This is a genomic window from Acinetobacter sp. G18 (genome assembly GCF_052660225.1).
This window is the reverse complement of the sequence record NZ_CP109658.1, coordinates 3,717,407-3,736,957: the sequence shown is the minus strand read 5'-3', so window position 1 is coordinate 3,736,957 and position 19,551 is coordinate 3,717,407. Positions and strand designations below refer to the sequence as shown.

Genomic DNA, 19,551 nt, shown 5'->3' with positions numbered 1-19,551 from the left:
TTTTTTATGGTCAGAAAGTAAGATAAATTTCACAACCTATGTATATATTTAGTTTTAAGTATTTAATCATAGCTTAAGCATAATTAAATTAAGGTTTTTATTGGAAATAAAAGTTGTGGAGTTAAATATAATTTTTAGTTAGATTACATGTAACCAATAAAATCATAAATTTTATCTAAAATAAAAACCTAAAGTTAAGAAAAATGAAAATTCGAACTCAGTATGCTTTGTGGTTTAGATAAACTTAATAATATTGGCTTAACATTTCCTAAATCGAGGTTATTAGGGTAGCTTTTTAAGTTTAATTAATTACAAGAATTTGTAATCTTTAACTGAATAAAAATGATTATAAAAGATAACTAAGCTCTTAATTTTAAATAAAAGTTGCCTAACCTGTTAACACTTACAGGTGTAATAAAAAACACCCGCACATAAAATATAATGTGAATTTATATTTTAAACAAAAAGTATATTCATTTTTATTAAAACCCCCAGCTAGAAGTTGAATTTCTGAAACAACAGGTTTCTTTGAAGGGTTAATTATAATTAATCGGAGTAAGTTATGGCTGTAATGTGTACGGATAATATCATTGCAACTTTGGAATCCCACGCGAAATTAAATGGAGCTAAGACCGCTTTCGAGTATTTGGGACGCCAATCGGGTGGTATTCAAGCCTTGACGTATGCAGATCTGAACGAGCGAGTTCAATATCAAGCTCAGATATTACTAAACCTTGTAAATAGTGGCGATCGTGCAGTATTGCTATTTGAACCTGGTCTAGACTTTATCGTTTCGTTCTTTGCTTGTCTAAAAGCTAAAATCATCGCAGTACCAGTCAGCTTACCGTTTAATCGTAATGGTTTTTCTAATATTTTGAATATTATGAATGACTGTGAGCCAAAGATAGTACTCACAACAAAAAAAATTCTTGAGCTATCAGGTCTGATCACATTAAAGGCTCAAAATGAAAGCTTAATATTACATGCCGTTGATGCCCAATTGCAGCGTGATGTAGTGGAAAAAGATTTTCCGCTTATTGATGAAGATGATGTTTGTTTCCTTCAGTACACTTCAGGATCAACAGGTTGGCCTAAAGGGGTGATCGTTACCCATAAAAATATTATGGCAAATGAGGTCATGATTGCCGAAGCCTTTTGTACGCAGCCGGATGATATTGGCCTGACATGGTTGCCTGTTTATCACGACATGGGATTAATTGGCTCAGTTTTACAGACCGTTTATGTAGGACTGACCTGTTATGTTATGTCGCCGCTGGACTTCATTCGAAAACCGTTGAAATGGCTACAATTCATTAGCGAAAAAGGCGTCACGATCAGTGGTGGGCCAAACTTTGCTTATGAGTTGTGCTTGCATCGTATCTCTGATGAGGACGCTGCAGCGCTTGATCTGAGTCGCGTTCGTGTAATGTTTAATGGTGCTGAGCCAATCAAAGCTCACGTTATGCAGCGCTTCATGGAGAAGTTTAATACTCAGTCGAAATTGAAGCTGGATACTTTCTTGCCATGTTATGGCTTGGCAGAAGTCACGCTTTTAGTCAGTGGTGTAACCGGTCCTCTGAATGCCATTTCACTTGATCGTGATAAATTAAATGCCCATTTGGTAGAAATCAGTCAAGACCAGAATGCTGTACAAGTGGTGAGCTGTGGCAAGATCTCTGCACACATCGATTGCCGTATCGTCAATCCGCATACCCATCAAGAAGTAGCTGCTCATGAAGTCGGTGAAATCTGGTTGGCAGGTGAGAGTGTCACTGCGGGTTACTGGCAGAAGCCAGAGGTCAATCAGGAAACTTTTGCCGCGACTATTGTCGATGAAGCGGGTCAGCCTAGCCAATTGCATTACTTAAGAACGGGGGATATGGGCTTTGTCAAAGATGGAGACCTATATGTGACTGGTCGTCTTAAGGATGTGATTATCATTCGTGGCAAGAACTATTATCCACAAGATATCGAGTGCTCTGTTGAAATGGCGCATCCTGCTGTTCGTAAAGGCTGTGTTGCAGCAGTGAATGTTGCTGATTCTGACGGTGTTACGGTTGTACTTGAAATCAAGAAGAAGTCACTAGACAAGACTCTCAATTTTGAAGCCATTAGAACTCAGGTCAAGGAACAAGTGACAGCTGAGATTGGCTTGCCTGTAGAAGGTGTCTTTTTACTACATCAAGGCCGAATAAATAAGACCACGAGCGGCAAAATTAGAAGAAGAAAAATTAAAGAGCAGATCGAACGCGGTCAATTGGTCTGTTTAACCCATCCAAACCGTAGAACGGTAATTGCTCGAAACTATGTCAAGAACGGTTTAGAAGTCATCCGTGATCGTGAGCAGCGGGGGCAGCTGATTCGTTATAGCTCCAATCTACTCAACTCAATGATCAAGGAACGTGAAGTGCGCAAGCTGATTTTTAATCGTCTGAAAAGTGCTTTGTTTTAAACCCTTACCCTTTAATCATTTGAGTGAAAATTCATGTCACTTACGTCCAATTTGCGGCAGTTTCAATCTGCTGCTCGTCTGGAGCAAATTTTAGGCTCCGTACATGATACTAACAACGACTTTTCTTGGTCCGCTGCCATCGAACGTGATGAGAAAGAACAGTACCCTCAGCGTGCTGTTGATTTTCTGAATGCGGTAGGTATGAACCGTTTCTATGTACCTTCAGAGCTTGGAGGTCGTATGGAAATTGGTGAAGAATTGTTATATCTACATCGCGTGCTGGCACGACGTGATTTAACTATCAACTCGACCTATAGCACGAATGCTTGGTCTGTGATTGTCTGGATCGGCGGTAATGCGAATCAATGCCAAAACATTGCTAGTCGAATTTTGAGTGGTGCTGCTCCAGCGCTGGCTTATAGCGAGAAAGCCCATGGCGCCGACCTGCTATCGAGTGAAGTGACAGCGCAATCTACCGAGAGTAAATATGTTTTAAATGGCGAAAAATGGTCAATTAACCGTGCCACTTTAGGAGACTCTTTAAGTCTAATCGCTAAAACATCGGACGATCGTGGACCACGTAGCCTAAGCGCATTCTGGCTCGATAAGCGTCATATGGCCTCAAAAGGAACATATAGCCTGAATCGACTACCAACAGTGGGTATGCGTGGTCTAGATATCAGCGGTATTGGTTTTAACAACGCTGAAATTCACAAAGATTCCCTGATCGGTGAAGAAGGCCAAGGCCTAGAGCTTGGGCTTAAGACGCTACAGGTAACACGTGCATATTGCAGTAGCTTCTCTCTAGGTGCCGGCGATACGATGCTACGTATCGCGACCGAGTTTGCTATTGAACGCGAGTTATATAACAAAAAAGTAATCAGTATTCCGTTGGTACGTGAGCAACTCGCGACAGCCTATGCCTACATTTTAGCGGCTGAGGTGTTATCACTTGTTGGTGCGCGTGGTTTGCACGTATGTATCAATCAGTTCAGTACATGGTCACCAATCGTCAAGGTGCTGGTACCTGAGTATGTAGAATCGCTTGCCAAGATCACTTCTTCAGTGCTTGGGTCACGCTTTTTCTTAAGAAATGCGTATGCGGATGGAATGTATCAGAAAGCATTCAGAGACCATCTGATTGTTAGTGTGTTTGACGGTAGTAGCACCGTTTGCCTAGACAGTCTGAGTTTTCAGCTCAAATCTGCCAATAAAGGTCGTAGCAAAAAAGCCGACCATCTCAATCAATCAGAAGCTAAAGCACGCTATCGCCAGTTGTATGACTTGCAGGTAGAGACAGGCGCTATTGATTTCCGCGAGCTTGAGATTTTCAACCGAGATGGTGATTTGGTGATGGAATCACTCGAAACAATCATCGAAATGCTCAACGATGCCGATGTCACAACAGGATTGTCTGCTGAGACACTTACTACGCTACGTGAACAAGCAGGCCAACTTCTGGTTGAACAACGTTCTTTGGATCAAAAAATTCAGGATTACTTCTCAAATTCTGAGCAGAGCAAAGAGTTTGAAACGTTGCGCTTTAATCTTGCTCGTAGCTACGCCGAGTTATTTGCTCGTATTGCCGTGTTGGGTTTCTGGGTTTTTAACCGTAAGGCCCTAAGACCAGCTTTACAGGATGGTGCATGGCTGATCATTTTCTTAAATGCCGCTGAAGGACAGACAGCTCCTCCTATGACGTCATTGCGTGAAAGTACATTGGCAGATTTGCTAGACCGAATTTCAACTAACCATATGTTATCCGTCATCGATTTTGCACTGGCACCACGTGATGCCAAACCGGTTAAAGAGGAGATTACCCCATGAATAAAGATAAAGCTTACTGGAGCGCAATTATTCGTACGCTAGTAGCCAAAGAAATGCGCGTAGAGCCTGAGACGATTGATCCGGATCAAAAATTTACCAGTTATGGTCTTGATTCGATCGTTGCTTTGTCTGTATCTGGGGACTTAGAAGATCTGACAAAACTGGAGCTTGAACCGACCCTCTTATGGGATTACCCAACAATCAATGCGTTGGCCGAATATCTTGTTTCTGAGTTGCAACAGGGAGTTGCTTCATGAACAACCTTGCACGACTAGAACCGGAAGTTCTGTCGCGTCATGCGATTTCTGCGGAACAGCTTGGTATTTGGTACATCCAGCGTCTTGAGCCAACTTGCAGTGCCTACAATATGGTGGTGGCCTTTGATGTGAAGGTCAATCAATCATTAGGCAACAAGCCGATGGAGATTCTGGAAGCGGTCATGCATGATTATCCGCTGTTGCGTGTCAGCATGCCTGCCAATGATCAGGGAATTGAGCAACTCATCTGGGATCGCGTCTATCCGAATATCATCTTTTCTGATGCTCGTCATATTGAAGCTTCTGATTTGACGCAATTGGTTGAGCAAGATACCAAGCAGCCATTTGACCTGACTCAGCCACCATTGTGGCGTGTTCATTGTTATGAGCGTGGACAAAATCACTATGTGATTGCCGTTGTGATTCATCATGCGCTCATGGATTTTTGGTCAATTGGTCTATTGCTGCGAGACATTAGTAAACGTTTTGGACTCGTTGCAGAATCGGATACAGTGAACGGAATTGAGTTTGCACAGTATGCCGATAAGCAGCAGAGCAGCGTAATCGATGATACTGATGAAAGTTTACTTTTCTGGAAAAATGCACTGAAGCATGCACCACATGTGCATAGCATTCCGCTTGATTATCCTCGTCCAGCTGTACAGCAGCATAAGGGTAGCTCACTGGCTTTCCGTGTACCTGAATCAGTGTCATCTGGTCTTGTAAACTTGGCGAAAGATTATGAGATCACATTGTTCGGACTTGTGCTATCGGGGTTCTATATCCTGCTGCACAAACTATCTAATGAAAATAATCTAGTTATTGCCACACCTGTAGCTGGTCGACTTGAACGCTCTTTGCGTAATGCATTGGGGCAGTTCGTCAACACAATAGCTATCCAGATGGACATCGATGCTGATTTGACTTTACGTCAATTTACCCAGCAAGTTCAGGAACAATTAAGACAGAGCCTTAAGCATCAAAAAGTTGCTTTTTCTAGAGTAGTTGAGGCTGTTTCACCAAAGCGTGATGGCAGTATTAACCCATTGGCTCAGGTAGGAATGTTCTGGGAACGTCTAGGCGGTATGGATGAGTTTAAAGAACTACTACTGCCAATCCAGACCCCAGCTACTTTGGTTGGTCAAGATTTAACTTTAGGAAGTTTTCCAGTTCGTCAGCAAGAAGGACAGTTGGATATTACGCTAGAAATGGGCGGTGAATATCAGGGTGAACTTGTTGGTGTATTGAAATATAACACTGAGTTATTTTCTGCGCAGTCTGCTGAGAATATGGTGCAACTGCTGCAAGCTGTACTATCTGAGATGGTGGCTCATCCAGAAAGTAAGATCGTTGAGTTAAATATCGCACCTGATTATAAAGATGGCATTCAGTTCGAGGCCCTCCGTGGAAAGGCGACTGATTATGCTCAGCATGATCTATTCGCAATGATTTTAAAGCAGATTGATGAGCGCGGTGATCATTATGCTTTGACCTCGAACGATCATGCGGTTAGCTACCGTGAGTTAGGTCAACATATTGCTGGTATTGCTGAATATTTGCGTGCACACGGTATTACACGTGGCGATCGTGTAGGTCTCATGTTAGACCGCACAGCGTTATTGCCAGCAGGAATCCTTGGAATCTGGGCGGCAGGGGCAGCTTATGTGCCACTGGATCCTAACTTCCCAACTGAACGTCTACAAAACATCATTGAAGATGCCGAACCTAAAGTTATCTTGACTCAAACCGAGTTAATGGATGCTCTTAACGTTTCTGTTCCTCGCTTAGATATCAATCAAGCTGGTGTTGTAGCACTTGAGAAAGTGCGCGAGACGCTTGCCTTTGGTGACATAGCTTATGTGATGTACACATCAGGTTCGACAGGTAAGCCTAAAGGTGTTCGTATTGGGCATCCTTCAATTATCAATTTCTTGCTATCTATGAATGATAGATTGCAAGTAACGACTGAAACTCAGTTGTTAGCAATCACCACGTATGCATTTGATATTTCAATTCTTGAATTACTCATTCCGCTTATGTACGGCGGTGTGGTGCATGTATGCCCACGTGAAGTATCACAAGATGGTAATCAGCTCGTAGATTATCTAAATGCTAAGTCTATCAATGTGTTACAGGCTACACCGGCTTCTTGGAAAATGCTCTTAGATAGCGAGTGGAGCGGCAATGCAGGGTTGACTGCACTCTGTGGAGGTGAAGCGCTAGATACTATTCTTGCAGAAAAACTGCTGGATAAAGTTGGTTGTCTATGGAATGTCTATGGCCCGACTGAAACTACAGTGTGGTCTAGTGCAGCTCGTATCACCGATGCAAAGTATATTGATTTAGGTGAACCACTGGCGAATACCCAGCTTTATGTCCTTGATGAGCAGCAGCGTTTGGTTCCACCAGGCGTTATGGGTGAGCTTTGGATTGGTGGTGATGGTCTGGCAGTTGATTACTGGCATCGACCTGAACTCACAGATGCACAATTTAGAACATTGCCATCTCTACCAAATGCTGGTCGACTCTACCGAACAGGGGATAAAGTCTGCCTGCGTACAGATGGACGTTTGACTCATCATGGACGTCTAGATTTCCAAGTTAAAATCCGTGGATTCCGTATTGAACTAGGTGAAATCGAGAATGTTCTCAAACAGATCGACGGTATCACAGATGCAGTAGTGCTGGTTAAGACCACAGCTGACAGCGACCAGAAACTGGTGGCGTATGTAACTGGACAAGAGCTTGATATTGCTGGTTTAAAAAAGATCCTGCAAATCCATCTTCCAGCTTATATGGTGCCAAGTGCGTTTATCCGATTGGATGAATTTCCAATGACGGCCAACAATAAGTTGGATCGTAAGGCATTTCCTGAGCCGATCTTTGAGCAGAGCAATGATTATGTTGCACCGCGTGATCCGATCGAAATCGAATTGTGTACTACCTTTGAACAGATCTTGTCAGTCAAGCGAGTTGGTATACATGATGATTTCTTCGAACTAGGTGGGCATTCTTTATTAGCTGTGAAGCTTGTCAACCATCTCAAAAAGGCTTTCGGTACCGAACTGTCAGTTGCTTTGTTGGCTCAATATTCCACTGTGGCGAGTCTGAGTGAGATCATTCGCGAAAATAAAGAAATTAAGCCATCTATCGTAATTGAACTACGCCGTGGAACTTATGAACAACCGCTGTGGCTGTTCCATCCAATTGGTGGCAGTACCTTCTGTTATATGGAGCTTTCGCGTCACCTCAACCCGAATCGTACCTTACGTGCTATTCAATCTCCTGGACTGATTGAAGCCGATGCTGCGGAAGTGGCGATTGAAGAAATGGCGACGCTCTATATTGCTGAAATGCAAAAGATGCAGCCTCAAGGCCCTTATTTCCTCGGTGGCTGGTGTTTCGGTGGGGCGATTGCGTATGAGATCAGTCGTCAGTTGCGTCAAATGGGGCAACAGGTCACAGGTATTGTCATGATCGATACTCGTGCTCCAATTCCAGAAAATGTGCCTGAAGATGCCGACGATGCCATGCTTTTGTCTTGGTTCGCCCGTGATTTAGCTGCACCTTATGGCAAAAAGTTAACGATCCCAGCGCAATACTTGCGTGAATTGAGTCCAGATCAAATGTTTGATCATGTACTTAAAGAAGCTAAGGCCATCAATGTTCTACCGTTAGATGCTGATCCATCAGATTTCCGACTTTACTTTGATACCTATTTGGCGAATGGCATCGCACTCCAGACCTATTTCCCAGATCCTGAAGATTTTCCAATTCTACTGGTCAAGGCCAAAGATGAGCAGGAGGACTTCGGAGAAAGTCTAGGTTGGGATCAACTGGTCAAAGAAACGTTTACACAAGTGGATTTGCCTGGTGACCATTCATCAATTATGTACGCTGAGAATGTCGTGGCTGTAGCCCAGACCATTGATCAGATGTACCCAATTCCTGCATAAGAAATACAAGAAGGTAGAACCACTATGGTGACCATAGAACATGCTTTCCTCATACCGGCCGAGATTGACAAGGTTTTCAACTACCTTGCAAACCCGGCCAATGATGCAGGTTGGCAATTGTCATGTAAGCATTCTGAACTGCTAGACAGTACTCCGCGTGTGGGCAGTAAGTACGAGATTGGTTTTAGCTTTATTGGTCGTGAAATGTCCTTTAAAGGTGAAATTACACATCTGGTACCGAACGAATTGTATGCGTTTAAAGTAGTGGAAGGACCCTTTCACTACACTGGTACTTACCGTTTCAAACCACATGCAGAAGGTACGTGGATTGAATGGGTGTTTGAGGCAGAGCCGGGTAGCTTTTTTGGTGTATTGCCGCCAGCGCTGCTAAAAAAGATGGTACTCGCTCAGTTCAAGAAAGATGTCGATAATCTTCAAGCATTGGCTCAAAAGGGTGAAGCCTATGAGTCGGTTGGCAATGAAAATAAACCAACTATCGAGACCAGTAAACCACCTCGTAAGACTCAACAAATGATGGAGAAATACGCACGTTGGATTCTTAGCCATCGTCGTATTGTGTTGACTGTGGTGATGCTCTTAACACTTGCTCTAGCGTATCTGGCATCTGGTGTAAAAATTATTATTGACCCAGATGCACTTGCGCCTAAAGGGCATCCGTACATCACCTCGACCAAGCTGATTGAAAAGAAATTCGGCTCCAAATATATGGTCGTGATCGGTATTACTCCAAAGCAGGGTGATATTTATCAGCCGCAAGTGTTGGAGAAAGTCAAACGCATTACCGAAGAAGTGGATAATGCACCTGGTGTAGTTCGCTCAACTATGATGAGTCTGGCTGCACGTCAGGCAAAAGGTATCGAGGCGAATGCAGAAGGGTTCGATGCCAAGAAACTATTGCCGAGTAGTTCAGTCACTCAAGAAGATATCGATCACCTGAAAAAACTACTGGCACTGAATCCAACCTATATGAATTCAGTGGTATCTAAAGATCAACGAACTGCTGCGATTTTGCTTGAGCTTGAGGAAAGTCCAGAGGGCTTCCAAAAGATGATGGGCCCAATCAACAAAATCGTAGAGAGCGAACAATCTAAAGATATGACCATCAGTGTCGGTGGTAATCCTGTGTATCTGGATAAAGCTGAAGATTACTCTAAACGTATCAACATCTTGTTCCCGATTGCTGTATTGGTGATTGGTTTATTGCACTTTGAAGCATTCCGCAGCAAGCAAGGTTTGATTCTGCCACTCGTTACAGCTTTGTTGGCTGTGGCATGGGGTATGGGCATGATGGGCTTATTCAAACAGCCAATGGATATCTTTAACTCGCCTACGCCGATTCTGATTTTAGCTATTGCGGCAGGGCACGCTGTGCAGTTGCTCAAGCGCTACTATGAAGATTTTGATCGCCTGATTGCTCAAGGGATGGAACCTAAAGCTGCCAATAGCGAAGCTGTAGTGCAGTCTTTGGTTCGTGTGGGTCCAGTTATGATATTGGCTGGTGGTATTGCAGCGGCTGGTTTCTTCTCATTGTTGACTTTCAATATTCCAACGATTCGTTCATTCGGTATTTTTACAGGAATCGGGATCATCAGTACGCTGGTGATTGAGATGACTTTTATTCCGGCACTTCGCTCAATGTTGCCACCGCCTTCGGTTGTGAAGGTCAAACGCAAAGGCTTGCCGATCTGGGATTGGATTCCAAACCGTATTGGTGATGTCATTTTATCAGTTCGTCCACGAATGATGTTAATGACTGCGATTGCGGCAATGGGCGTCTTTCTTGCTATTGGCACGAGCCGTATTGTGGTAGACAACGATAGCCGTAATTTCTTCGCTCGCGACTTACCAATGCAGCAAGACGACAGATTCTTGAATCAGTCTCTTGGTGGCACAAACAGCCTTTATATTATGGTTGATACGAAGGTTCGTGATGGTATTGAAAACCCTGAAATCCTAAAAGCGATTGATAATACAGAAAAGTTCGCAAACTCAATTCCAGAGGTCGGTAAAACCATCTCTATCGTGGACTATATCAAACGAATGAATCAGGCAATGAATGCTGATCAGCCACAGGCATTTCAGGTTCCTGCAACCAAAGATGTCGTTGCTCAGTATCTGCTGTTGTATTCAATGTCTGGTGAGCCGACTGATTTTGATTCATACATTGATACCACTCAGCGTTATGCCAAGATCACTGTTCTTCTGAAAACAGGCAGTAATCATCGCATTAAAGAAATCCTTGAGTCGCTAAAAACCTATATAGCGGGTCAATTGGGTGATAAGGCTGTAGTAAGTTTTGGTGGTGATGTGACGCAGACCATTGCCTTAACTGAAACAATGGTTCACGGCAAGCTCATGAACATTCTACAAATTTCATTTGCCGTATTCTTTATTTCAGCATTGGTTTTCCGTTCGATTTCAGCGGGACTGATTGTTCTTACACCGCTTCTGTTCTCAATTCTTGCGATCTTTGGCGTGATGGGCTGGCTCGACATTCCGCTCAATATTCCGAACTCACTCATCTCGGCCATGGCTGTAGGTATTGGTGCGGATTATGCCATCTACTTCCTCTATCGCTTGCGTGAAATCTTGCGCGAAGAAGGAGGGGATATCAAAGACGCTATTCGTAAAACTTTAAGTACTGCTGGTAAGGCATCTCTTTTTGTCGCGACTGCGGTTGCCGGTGGGTATGGCGTATTGTCCTTATCACAAGGCTTCCACGTTCATCAATGGCTCGCAATGTTTATTGTGATTGCGATGCTGTTCAGTGTATTTGCAACCTTAATTATGGTACCTACAATGATTCTGATGTTGAAACCTCGTTTTATCTTTTCTTCAAATAAGAAGAGCATTCCTGTTGCACAAACAGTTGTGACAAGCCTGTTGTTAGGTACAGCACTCACTTTTTCATTACCTAAAACATCTCATGCAGATGAAGTTCAAGACATTGTTAATCGCAGTGATGATGCCTCTAAGTTCTTGTCTTCAACCGCTAGCGCCAAATTTATTTTGACTTCTAAAAATGGCGAGCAACGTGTACGTTTAACTAAAAATATGACCAAGCTTGCTGGAAATACTCAGAACAATATGCGTTTGACTGAGTTTATCTCGCCAGCAGATGTTCAAGGAACCACGACGCTGTTAATTGAAAATGCAAAAGGCAGCGATAGTATGTTTGTCTATTTGCCAGCATTGAAAAAAGTACGCCGTCTTGCATCAGCGAATAAAGGTGATGCTTTTATTGGTACGGACTTTAGTTATGGTGATGTGCTTGGTTATAAGCTCAGTGACTGGAAGTATACGAAACTGGCAGATGGCAAATTTAATGGTAAAGATTGCTACATGATTGAAGCAACGCCAATTAACAATACTGTGAAGAGTGACTTTGGTTATAGCAAACGTCGTATGTGCATACTCAAAGATAACTTTGTTACAGCAACCATCGACATTTGGGATACAGCAGGTAAGCCTTTAAAACACATTGAGTTCACCGATATCCGTCCTTACGGCAAAGTGAAACCAAGATGGCAGGCCATGAAATCTATGGCGAAAAATCTGCAAACTCAACATATGACGCAAGTGATCGTCAATGATTTTGTGGCAGAAAAAACTTTATCCGATAAGCTTTTCTCACCGCAGAGCCTTGAAAAATGACGCAAGGTGCCTATTGGGTGTTTGCATGCTGCAGTAGCTTTATGCTACTGCAGCATGCTTATGCAGATGACAGTGAAATTAGTTTTATGAGCCAGAACTCAGCCAGACTCGATGTATGGTCATCAGATCGTGATTTAAGTTCATTAAAAAATATTGGACAGGCAAGTTTCTGGTCCAATGGTACGCTCAAGTTTAACCCTGCATTTAAGCTGCATTACGACATCGTGGTTGGAGACGAAACGGACCATACTGTGAACCCAGATCAAGTGAGTAAGGTAAACCGTAACTTACGTGAGTTATATGCCTCTTATAACTGGGATCAGACAGTTTATGCTGATGTTGGTCGTCAGATTGTCATCTGGGGAAGGGCTGATGGCATTAACCCAACGGATAATCTCTCGCCTCGTGACTATACGCGTCTAGTACCAGATGAGACAGATCAACGTCTTGGAAATGATGCACTCAAATTGACGTATATTCCTGAATCTGGAACCAATAAATGGACCGCATTGTGGTATCCGCGTAGTCGTTCAGATGTGATTCCATTGCGTCAGATTGCTGGTGTTCAGTATGACATAGACCGTAAGAGTCGTCCTATGTTTGCAGTGCGTTGGGATTATTCTGTAGATGGTCTAGATGTCGGGGCATCGTATTTTTCAGGTTTGGATCACATGCCTGATTTGTCACTACAGTCGTTATCTCCAGCAGGGGCAACATTACAGCTGAAAAATAATCCTATGTCTGTCTATGGAGTAGATTTCAGTTATAACCATAACGATATCGTATGGAGAGGTGAAGCTGCTTATACAAAGACTGACTCGGATGGCAGTGAAGATCTTATACACAAAAAAAATAATTTAACTGTGGTCGTGGGTCCAGAATTATCATTAAAAAATTCCACGCTGAGTTTAATGGGCGTGTACAAACATACGGAGGATGTAAGGTCTGCCGATAGCTTAACAGATCCATTATTGAGAGAAGTTTATCGTTATCAGCAAACCATCAGTGACCAGTATCAACAGAATCAGTATGGGGCTATGCTGCGTTATGCACTTAACCTAATGAATGACAACCTAAAGCTAGAGTTTACAGGGTTTTATTTTGCACCAGAGCCGAATGAGTTATTGAGAGTGCGTATTAACTACAACCTCAATGATCACTGGCAGTTGAATGCAGGTGGAGATCGCTTCTGGGGCAAAAATGATACGGTGTTAGGACAATTTAGAGATAACAGTCTGGTGTATGCCCAGATCCGATATAACTTTTAAGATAATTCGCTCCAAAACAATGCTGGATTGCCCAGCCCTAATAAGGTGACTTATGGATAATTTAAAGAACGCAAAAAAAGATAATTTTTCACGGAAGACCATATTAGTAACAGGTGCAGCAGGTTTTATTGGCAGCAGACTAATCGTTGATCTTTTGCGTGAGGGTCATCAGGTCATTGCTGCACTACGTAATGCTGCAACTAAGAAAGATAAGCTGCTAGGTTTTATTGCAACAGAAGGGCTTGCTGATCCATCTATTTCATTTGTTGAATATGATTTGAGCCGTGATTTTAAGCTGGACTCTCTGCTAGCGGATGCTCAGGCAAAGATCCATGTAATTTATCATCTTGCAGCGTCATTTAATTGGGGTATTAGCAAAGCTGAAGCTGAGCGTACAAATGTTAAGTCAGGACTCGCCTTGATTGAATGGGCCGCAACATTGAAGCAGCTTGAGCGATTTATCTGGATTGGTGGATATCGTGTGGCTGCTCCGCCGCAAGAGTCGGCTGATGAGTTGTATTGCAAACATGGTGGCTATGAAGCTTCAAAAATTTTGGGTTATCAGGCTTTTATTGAGGCCTGTAAGCGTTTAAATGTGCCATGGACTGCAATAAATCCGGCCACAGTCATTGATGGTTTTTATAAGTATGGCGATATGCAATATATCGGTATTGCTGACATGATTGATAAGCTCTATCAGGGACGTCTGCTGGCACTGCCTGGTGGTCGTGACACATTCCTGCCACTATGCAATATGCAGTATATCGTGAGCTTTTTGATTCGAACGATGTCTTATCCTGAGACGATTGCTCAGGAGTATATGCTGCTTGATCCTAAGACACCGAAATTTCATCGCCTAGTTCACCTCGCTGCCGAGCATTTAGGGGTTAGCTCACCACATTTACAGCTACCTAAAGGTCTATTAGAAAAACTACCTGAAGTATTACTTGACGGTTCTAAAGAACAACTCTCTTTCATTTCTACTGAGCACTATCATGTTGATGGGGCAGAGGCGATGGCAGTGAAGATGGGCATCGCGCACTTGATCAATGTCACTCCTTATTTTTCTCGTTGGATTGATCGTCTGGTGCTTACACGCTTTGGTCGTATGCAAGTTTCAACACCTAATTCTTTTAGTTATCAAAACCGATATTGGACAGAAATCTATACTAAACAGTCAGTTGGTTCGGAAAAATCTTCTGCATTATTTTTACACGGTATTCCATTTGATAGCGCATGTTGGTCTCCAATTATCAATAAAATTACATACGATCAGGTTGCTATGATGGACTTACCCGGACTTGGGCGTTCGGGTAGTTATGAGGTGATTGAAGATAACAATCATCAGTTTATTGATACTGCTGCAAAGCTTTTAGCGCCAAATAGTGTTGTGGTTGCCCACTCGCTAGGATGTCTCTTTGCATTGAACCTTGCAAAGAAATACCCAGATAAAGTTGCACGTCTTATTCTCATATCGCCTTATTTTGTTCAGGCACAGGCTGCTAAAATGTTTCAGATACAAGCGGTATCTAATCTGATTTTCCGTTTTGTGCCGAAAGATGTGATTGCTAAAGACTTACATCCAGAGGGGCAAAAAAATCCATCTGTTGGTTATGCGATGGATTCATTACGCCGGGTGTCGGTAGCCAAGCATATTAGTGAGTATATGCACCGTATTAGTTTGCCTCAGCAGCGAGCATCTCAAACAGCTTTGTTAAACGAGCTTAGCTCTAAAGTTGAAATCATTGTTGGAGAGAAGGACCCACTTGTTACTACAATCAGTCCTAATATTCCTGTACATAGCATTGCTGGTGCAGGTCATAATCCGCATGTGACCCATGTAGAAGCAGTTTATGATTATCTCACGCCAGTTCTAACTAAATACATCAGTACTACAGCACAGCTTAGTGATGTCTAATATAGCCCAAGTAAAAGTTTTTGTTTGCCCAGTTTCACGGGTACCACAAGATCATGTGATATTGAGTCATTATCTCAGCTTTCTCAACACAGCAGAAAAGTTGAGATATGATCAATATCTTCCTCAAGCAGCACGTCTTTTCTTGATTTCTCGTGTCTTAACGAAGTCTGTTTTAGCAGATAAGCTGGGTATTTCACCCCATCAAGTCAATATTCAATTACAACCGAACGGCAAACCTTTTGTACAAGGCGGTAAGATTATTTATTTTAATCTTAGTCACTCAGGAGACGTTATTGTTCTTGCTGTGACTGAAGAAGGGGAAATAGGCGTCGATGTTGAACGAGTGAATCGAGAGTTCGAATGGAAGCGGGTTGATAGTGTGTTAGCGCTGAGTGAAATAGACTGGATTCAGGAAAATGAAAGTACTGATCAATTCAGCGTATATCAGCGGTTTTTTCAAATATGGACCTTAAAGGAATCCTATATTAAATGTACTGGTCATGGAATGAGCAGCCATTTAAAGAAGCTTAATTTCCATGTCTTTTCTGAACATATACAGTTTTTTGATGCAACTCATGATGCTCAAAACACAGAACAATATCATTTTCAAAGCTATATCTATGATTGCAATTTTATCTTTTCCATATGTTTACAGCAGAGCCACAATATAGAACGCTTTAATATGGAATGTTTCCAATCATTGCCGCTTATATCTACGCACCAAATTACTCCATTGCTTTGCAAATAAATATAACTAGATTTAATCGTTATAACTGACGATTTAAAAATATGAATCTGGTAGGAAGTAGAAAGTCTTTCTTTGGAATTGAATTGAGTTCTTCTCAGTAAGTTATGCTGTGAATCGATTGAGTACAAAAATAAGAATCGATAAAAAGAAAAAAGCCCCAGTCTTTCGACTAGGGCCTTTTAAATTTGGAGCGGGAAACGAGACTCGAACTCGCGACCCCAACCTTGGCAAGGTTATGCTCTACCAACTGAGCTATTCCCGCATATATGAGCAGTTTTTACTAAAACTTTCTCAAAAAAAACCAATTTGGAGCGGGAAACGAGACTCGAACTCGCGACCCCAACCTTGGCAAGGTTATGCTCTACCAACTGAGCTATTCCCGCGTGCCGCTTATAATACATTAAGCAAAACAAGGGTCAACAACTTTATGCAAATAATTATGCTGATTGCATAAAATAAAAACAGAAATGAGCATTTAGAGCTATTTTTATCGATAAGTTGCCGAATAAATAGACATTTTGTTTGAAGTCAAAGCATACAAGAGCAACTTTTGTTTGTACGTAGACAGGGTATACTAGGTTTAAATATATGAATAATCCTAAAAGGAAAAGCTATGAGCCTTGAACAACAGTTGATTGAACGGTTAAAAACTCTTGCACCTAGCCATTTGGAAGTTATTAACGAGTCTGCTGGCCACGGTGGTTATTTCCCAGGTAAAGAATCACATTTTAAAGTGATTGTGGTAAGTGAAGAGTTTAACGGCTTGCGTTTGGTTCAACGTCATCAAAAAGTGTATGCGTTGGCTTCTGATTTAATGAATCCAGGTCAAATCCATGCTTTAGCAATTCATGCTTATTTGCCAAGTGAGTGGCAAGGTCAAGCGCCAGCGAGCCCAGAATGTGCACATGCACCTAAAAGCTAAGGGTTAACTTTCATGGATGCACATTTAATCACTAAGATTATTCATATGACTGCGGTGGCTGCCGCACTTATGGTGTTTGTTTTACGCGCTTCTACACTATTTATTGGTGTTCAGGGGCAACAACCTAACCCAGCAGGGCGTAAAGCATTAGTTGCTTTGCAGCATTTATCCTTTACTGTGGTTTTTATTACTGGTGCAATTTTACTGGTGATGAAGAACTTTCAGGTTCAGCCATGGTTTTACGCGAAAATTATCTTATTTTTAGTGCTGTTATCATCACTAATGAAGGCTTTTAAAAAGGATGACACTATTTTATTGGCACAGCGCCGTGCAGGTTTAGCTATTAGTGCAGTCGCATTTATTGCCATTATTATTTTGGTCATTGTGAAACCAGTTTTTGCTTAATTGTTCTACATTCTTTGCCTTTTTGCTTAAGCTCTAGGTTAAACTGCATACAATAAAAAATATGCAGAGGGAAACATGTTAACTCGTGTGGTATTTAACCAAAAAGGCGGTGTAGGGAAATCAAGTATTACTGTAAATTTGGCTGCGATTAGTGCCAAACATGGCTTTAGGACCTTGGTTATCGATCTGGATCCTCAAGCCAACTCTAGCCAATACCTTTTAGGCGAAGAAGCAACATACGCTGCTGATAAAGCCGTTTTAGAACCAAATATTGAAAACTTCTTTGAAGATGTACTGGGGAACAATCAACAAAAAGGTCTAATTGGTAATGCATTAGGCTCAATTTTAAAAGCCCCTCGTAACAAAGACCTCGACAGTTTTGTGCACTCGACATCCTTTGATAAATTAGATGTACTTCCAGCAAGTCCTACGCTTGGTGCACTTGAGCACGCACTTGAAAGCAAGCATAAAATTTATAAACTGCGTGATTCTATTCAAAGCTTAATTGGGCGCTATGACCGTATTTATATCGATACACCACCGGCTTTTAACTTTTTCACGTTGTCCGCCTTAATTGCAGCAGATAAAGTCCTGATTCCTTTCGACTGTGATGTCTTTTCAAAGCGTGCGTTACAAACATTGATTGAAAATGTTCTCGAAACGCAAGATGATCATAATGATCGCTTGGAAATTGAAGGAATTGTGGTGAACCAGTTCCAATCCCAAGCAAAATTACCTCGGGAAGTGGTCCAGCAGTTGAAAGATGAAGGGTTGCCTGTATTAAATAGCATGTTACCGCCTTCAATTTTAATGAAAGAATCGCATCAGAAAAATTTACCTTTGGCCCATTTGGCACCAGAACATAAATTGACTCAGGCTTATGAGACATTATTTGGTGAGATTGAGCCAAAACGATAAGAGAAAAATGATGAAAGGCTTATATATTGCGCCTTTGGTGGCAGCCACGTTATTTCTTGGCGCTTGTGCTACAACGGTAAAACCGACTTATGTGTCTCCGACACAGTATCAATCTTTGAGTTGCCAACAACTGCAAAGTGAATATAACCGTATTCAACAATATATCGACAATGGCGTACAAACTCCAAAAAGTACAGGTATGGGCGTTGGGCTTGGACTTGGTGGTGGCTGGGGACGAGGCGGTTGGGGATTCGGTCCATCCATCTCTGTTAATATGGGGCAATCTTCTTCAACCAAGAACACCGAACTTTCACGTGTTTTAGGCCAACAAGAAGCAATTGTTCAGGCAGCTCAGTTTAAAAATTGTCCAATTATTGTTCGCAAAAAGGCGAATTAATAATCAAATTTGCATCACAATATGCTAGTCAAAGCATATTGTGATGATTAAAGTTTAGCAAAATGTTTCATAGTAAAATAAATATAAATCAGCATTTTAATTGAAAATAGTTACAATGATACTTGTATTTTTTCTCGCCAAGTTATGCTCTTAACTTGCTATATTTTGTCTATTTCGTTTAAGGTGGCCCCATCTTTACCAATGTGGAAACTTTATGATTGAAAGCTGGTTTTTTGTATTAGCAATGTTGGCTGTTTTGCTTATTCCTGGGCCGACAAATGCACTACTTGCAACCGCCGCTCATTCACAAGGTTTATCTAAAACATTCTGGCTTATTCCAATGCAATGGTTAGGTTATGCCTATGGGATTAGCTTTTGGGCTGTCTTTATTCATTTAGCAGCTCCAGTTTGGCCTGCGCTACTGCTCATTTTGCATATTACCAGTGTGTTATATGTGTTCTGGATGGCATTTCGTTTATGGAAAACTACGCATTTACAGCAGTTTAGTCAGAACCATCGTAATATTCGCCCACGTCAGTTATTCTTCTCTACTTTAAAGAATCCTAAGTCCTTACTGTTTGCAGCTGGTATTTTTCCTGCCGAAACATGGAATTCGCCTGAAAATTTTCTTATGGTCTTTGCGGCTTTTACATTGACGCTTATTCCTGCGGCGAGTTTCTGGATGATTTTTGGTCGTGCTTTATTGACAGGTTCAATGCAAAAAATAAAAGCCGATCATTTATATAAAGGATCGGCCATGTTACTCATTTTATGTATGCTTCCGGTGGTATTCCGTTTCTTCTAAATG

At 41.9% G+C, this 19,551-nt stretch carries 13 protein-coding genes and 2 tRNA genes; 13 read left to right on the top strand and 2 right to left on the bottom strand.

From position 1 onward, the window contains the following. Positions 1–562 precede the first annotated feature (562 nt). Genes NE363_RS17690 through NE363_RS17655 form a run of 8 tightly spaced genes read left to right on the top strand, consistent with a single transcriptional unit; the run spans position 563 to position 16,101 of the window. Positions 563–2,452 (top strand): fatty acyl-AMP ligase, encoded by a 1,890-nt coding sequence (locus NE363_RS17690; protein WP_039252862.1) that lies wholly within the window; start codon positions 563–565, stop codon positions 2,450–2,452. 51 nt (positions 2,453–2,503) lie between these two features. Then, positions 2,504–4,279, top strand: coding sequence for an acyl-CoA dehydrogenase (locus tag NE363_RS17685; protein ID WP_445536397.1), 1,776 nt, complete (start codon positions 2,504–2,506; stop codon positions 4,277–4,279). Further along, the gene (locus tag NE363_RS17680) at positions 4,276–4,536 is read left to right on the top strand and encodes an acyl carrier protein (protein ID WP_001030690.1); all 261 of its coding nucleotides are present in this window, start codon (positions 4,276–4,278) and stop codon (positions 4,534–4,536) included. Before NE363_RS17685 ends, NE363_RS17680 begins: the two co-directional genes overlap by 4 nt. Then, positions 4,533–8,492 carry a non-ribosomal peptide synthetase gene (locus NE363_RS17675; protein ID WP_445535544.1) on the top strand — a complete coding sequence of 1,320 codons (3,960 nt, stop codon included), beginning with the start codon at positions 4,533–4,535 and terminating at the stop codon, positions 8,490–8,492. The genes NE363_RS17680 and NE363_RS17675 overlap by 4 nt, the downstream gene beginning before the upstream one ends. Before the next feature lie 24 nt (positions 8,493–8,516). Then, a complete protein-coding gene (locus NE363_RS17670; protein WP_445535543.1) occupies positions 8,517–12,167 on the top strand; it encodes an outer membrane lipoprotein-sorting protein in 3,651 nt (1,216 codons plus the stop codon). Further along, positions 12,164–13,435 (top strand): porin, encoded by a 1,272-nt coding sequence (locus NE363_RS17665; protein ID WP_445535542.1) that lies wholly within the window; start codon positions 12,164–12,166, stop codon positions 13,433–13,435. The genes NE363_RS17670 and NE363_RS17665 overlap by 4 nt, the downstream gene beginning before the upstream one ends. Positions 13,436–13,487: 52 nt before the next feature. Continuing rightward, positions 13,488–15,353, top strand: coding sequence for an alpha/beta fold hydrolase (locus NE363_RS17660; protein ID WP_445535541.1), 1,866 nt, complete (start codon positions 13,488–13,490; stop codon positions 15,351–15,353). Continuing rightward, entirely contained in the window at positions 15,346–16,101 is a 756-nt protein-coding gene (locus NE363_RS17655; protein WP_445535540.1) for a 4'-phosphopantetheinyl transferase family protein, read from the top strand. The genes NE363_RS17660 and NE363_RS17655 overlap by 8 nt, the downstream gene beginning before the upstream one ends. 186 nt (positions 16,102–16,287) lie before the next feature. Here NE363_RS17655 and NE363_RS17650 read toward each other — a convergent pair. Together NE363_RS17650 and NE363_RS17645 are read right to left on the bottom strand one after the other, a co-directional pair. Further along, positions 16,288–16,363, bottom strand: a tRNA-Gly gene (locus tag NE363_RS17650). A 45-nt stretch (positions 16,364–16,408) separates the two neighbouring features. Continuing rightward, positions 16,409–16,484 (bottom strand) — tRNA-Gly (locus NE363_RS17645). 230 nt (positions 16,485–16,714) lie between these two features. On the opposite strand from NE363_RS17645, the gene NE363_RS17640 reads away from it, so the two are divergent. The 5 genes from NE363_RS17640 to NE363_RS17620 all read left to right on the top strand — a co-directional run bounded on the left by NE363_RS17640 (position 16,715) and on the right by NE363_RS17620 (position 19,548). Continuing rightward, entirely contained in the window at positions 16,715–17,023 is a 309-nt protein-coding gene (locus tag NE363_RS17640) for a BolA family protein (protein WP_019457981.1), read from the top strand. Positions 17,024–17,035: 12 nt separating this feature from the next. Then, entirely contained in the window at positions 17,036–17,428 is a 393-nt protein-coding gene (locus NE363_RS17635) for a SirB2 family protein (RefSeq protein ID WP_151685095.1), read from the top strand. A gap of 75 nt (positions 17,429–17,503) precedes the next feature. Continuing rightward, complete coding sequence (locus NE363_RS17630; protein ID WP_019457983.1) at positions 17,504–18,346, top strand: ParA family protein; 843 nt, start codon at positions 17,504–17,506, stop codon at positions 18,344–18,346. 10 nt (positions 18,347–18,356) lie between these two features. Further along, on the top strand, positions 18,357–18,743 hold the full coding sequence (locus NE363_RS17625) for a hypothetical protein (RefSeq protein ID WP_004705962.1): 387 nt from the start codon (positions 18,357–18,359) through the stop codon (positions 18,741–18,743). Between the two features lie 214 nt (positions 18,744–18,957). Continuing rightward, positions 18,958–19,548 (top strand): LysE family translocator, encoded by a 591-nt coding sequence (locus NE363_RS17620; protein WP_004883927.1) that lies wholly within the window; start codon positions 18,958–18,960, stop codon positions 19,546–19,548. Positions 19,549–19,551: the final 3 nt, after the last annotated feature.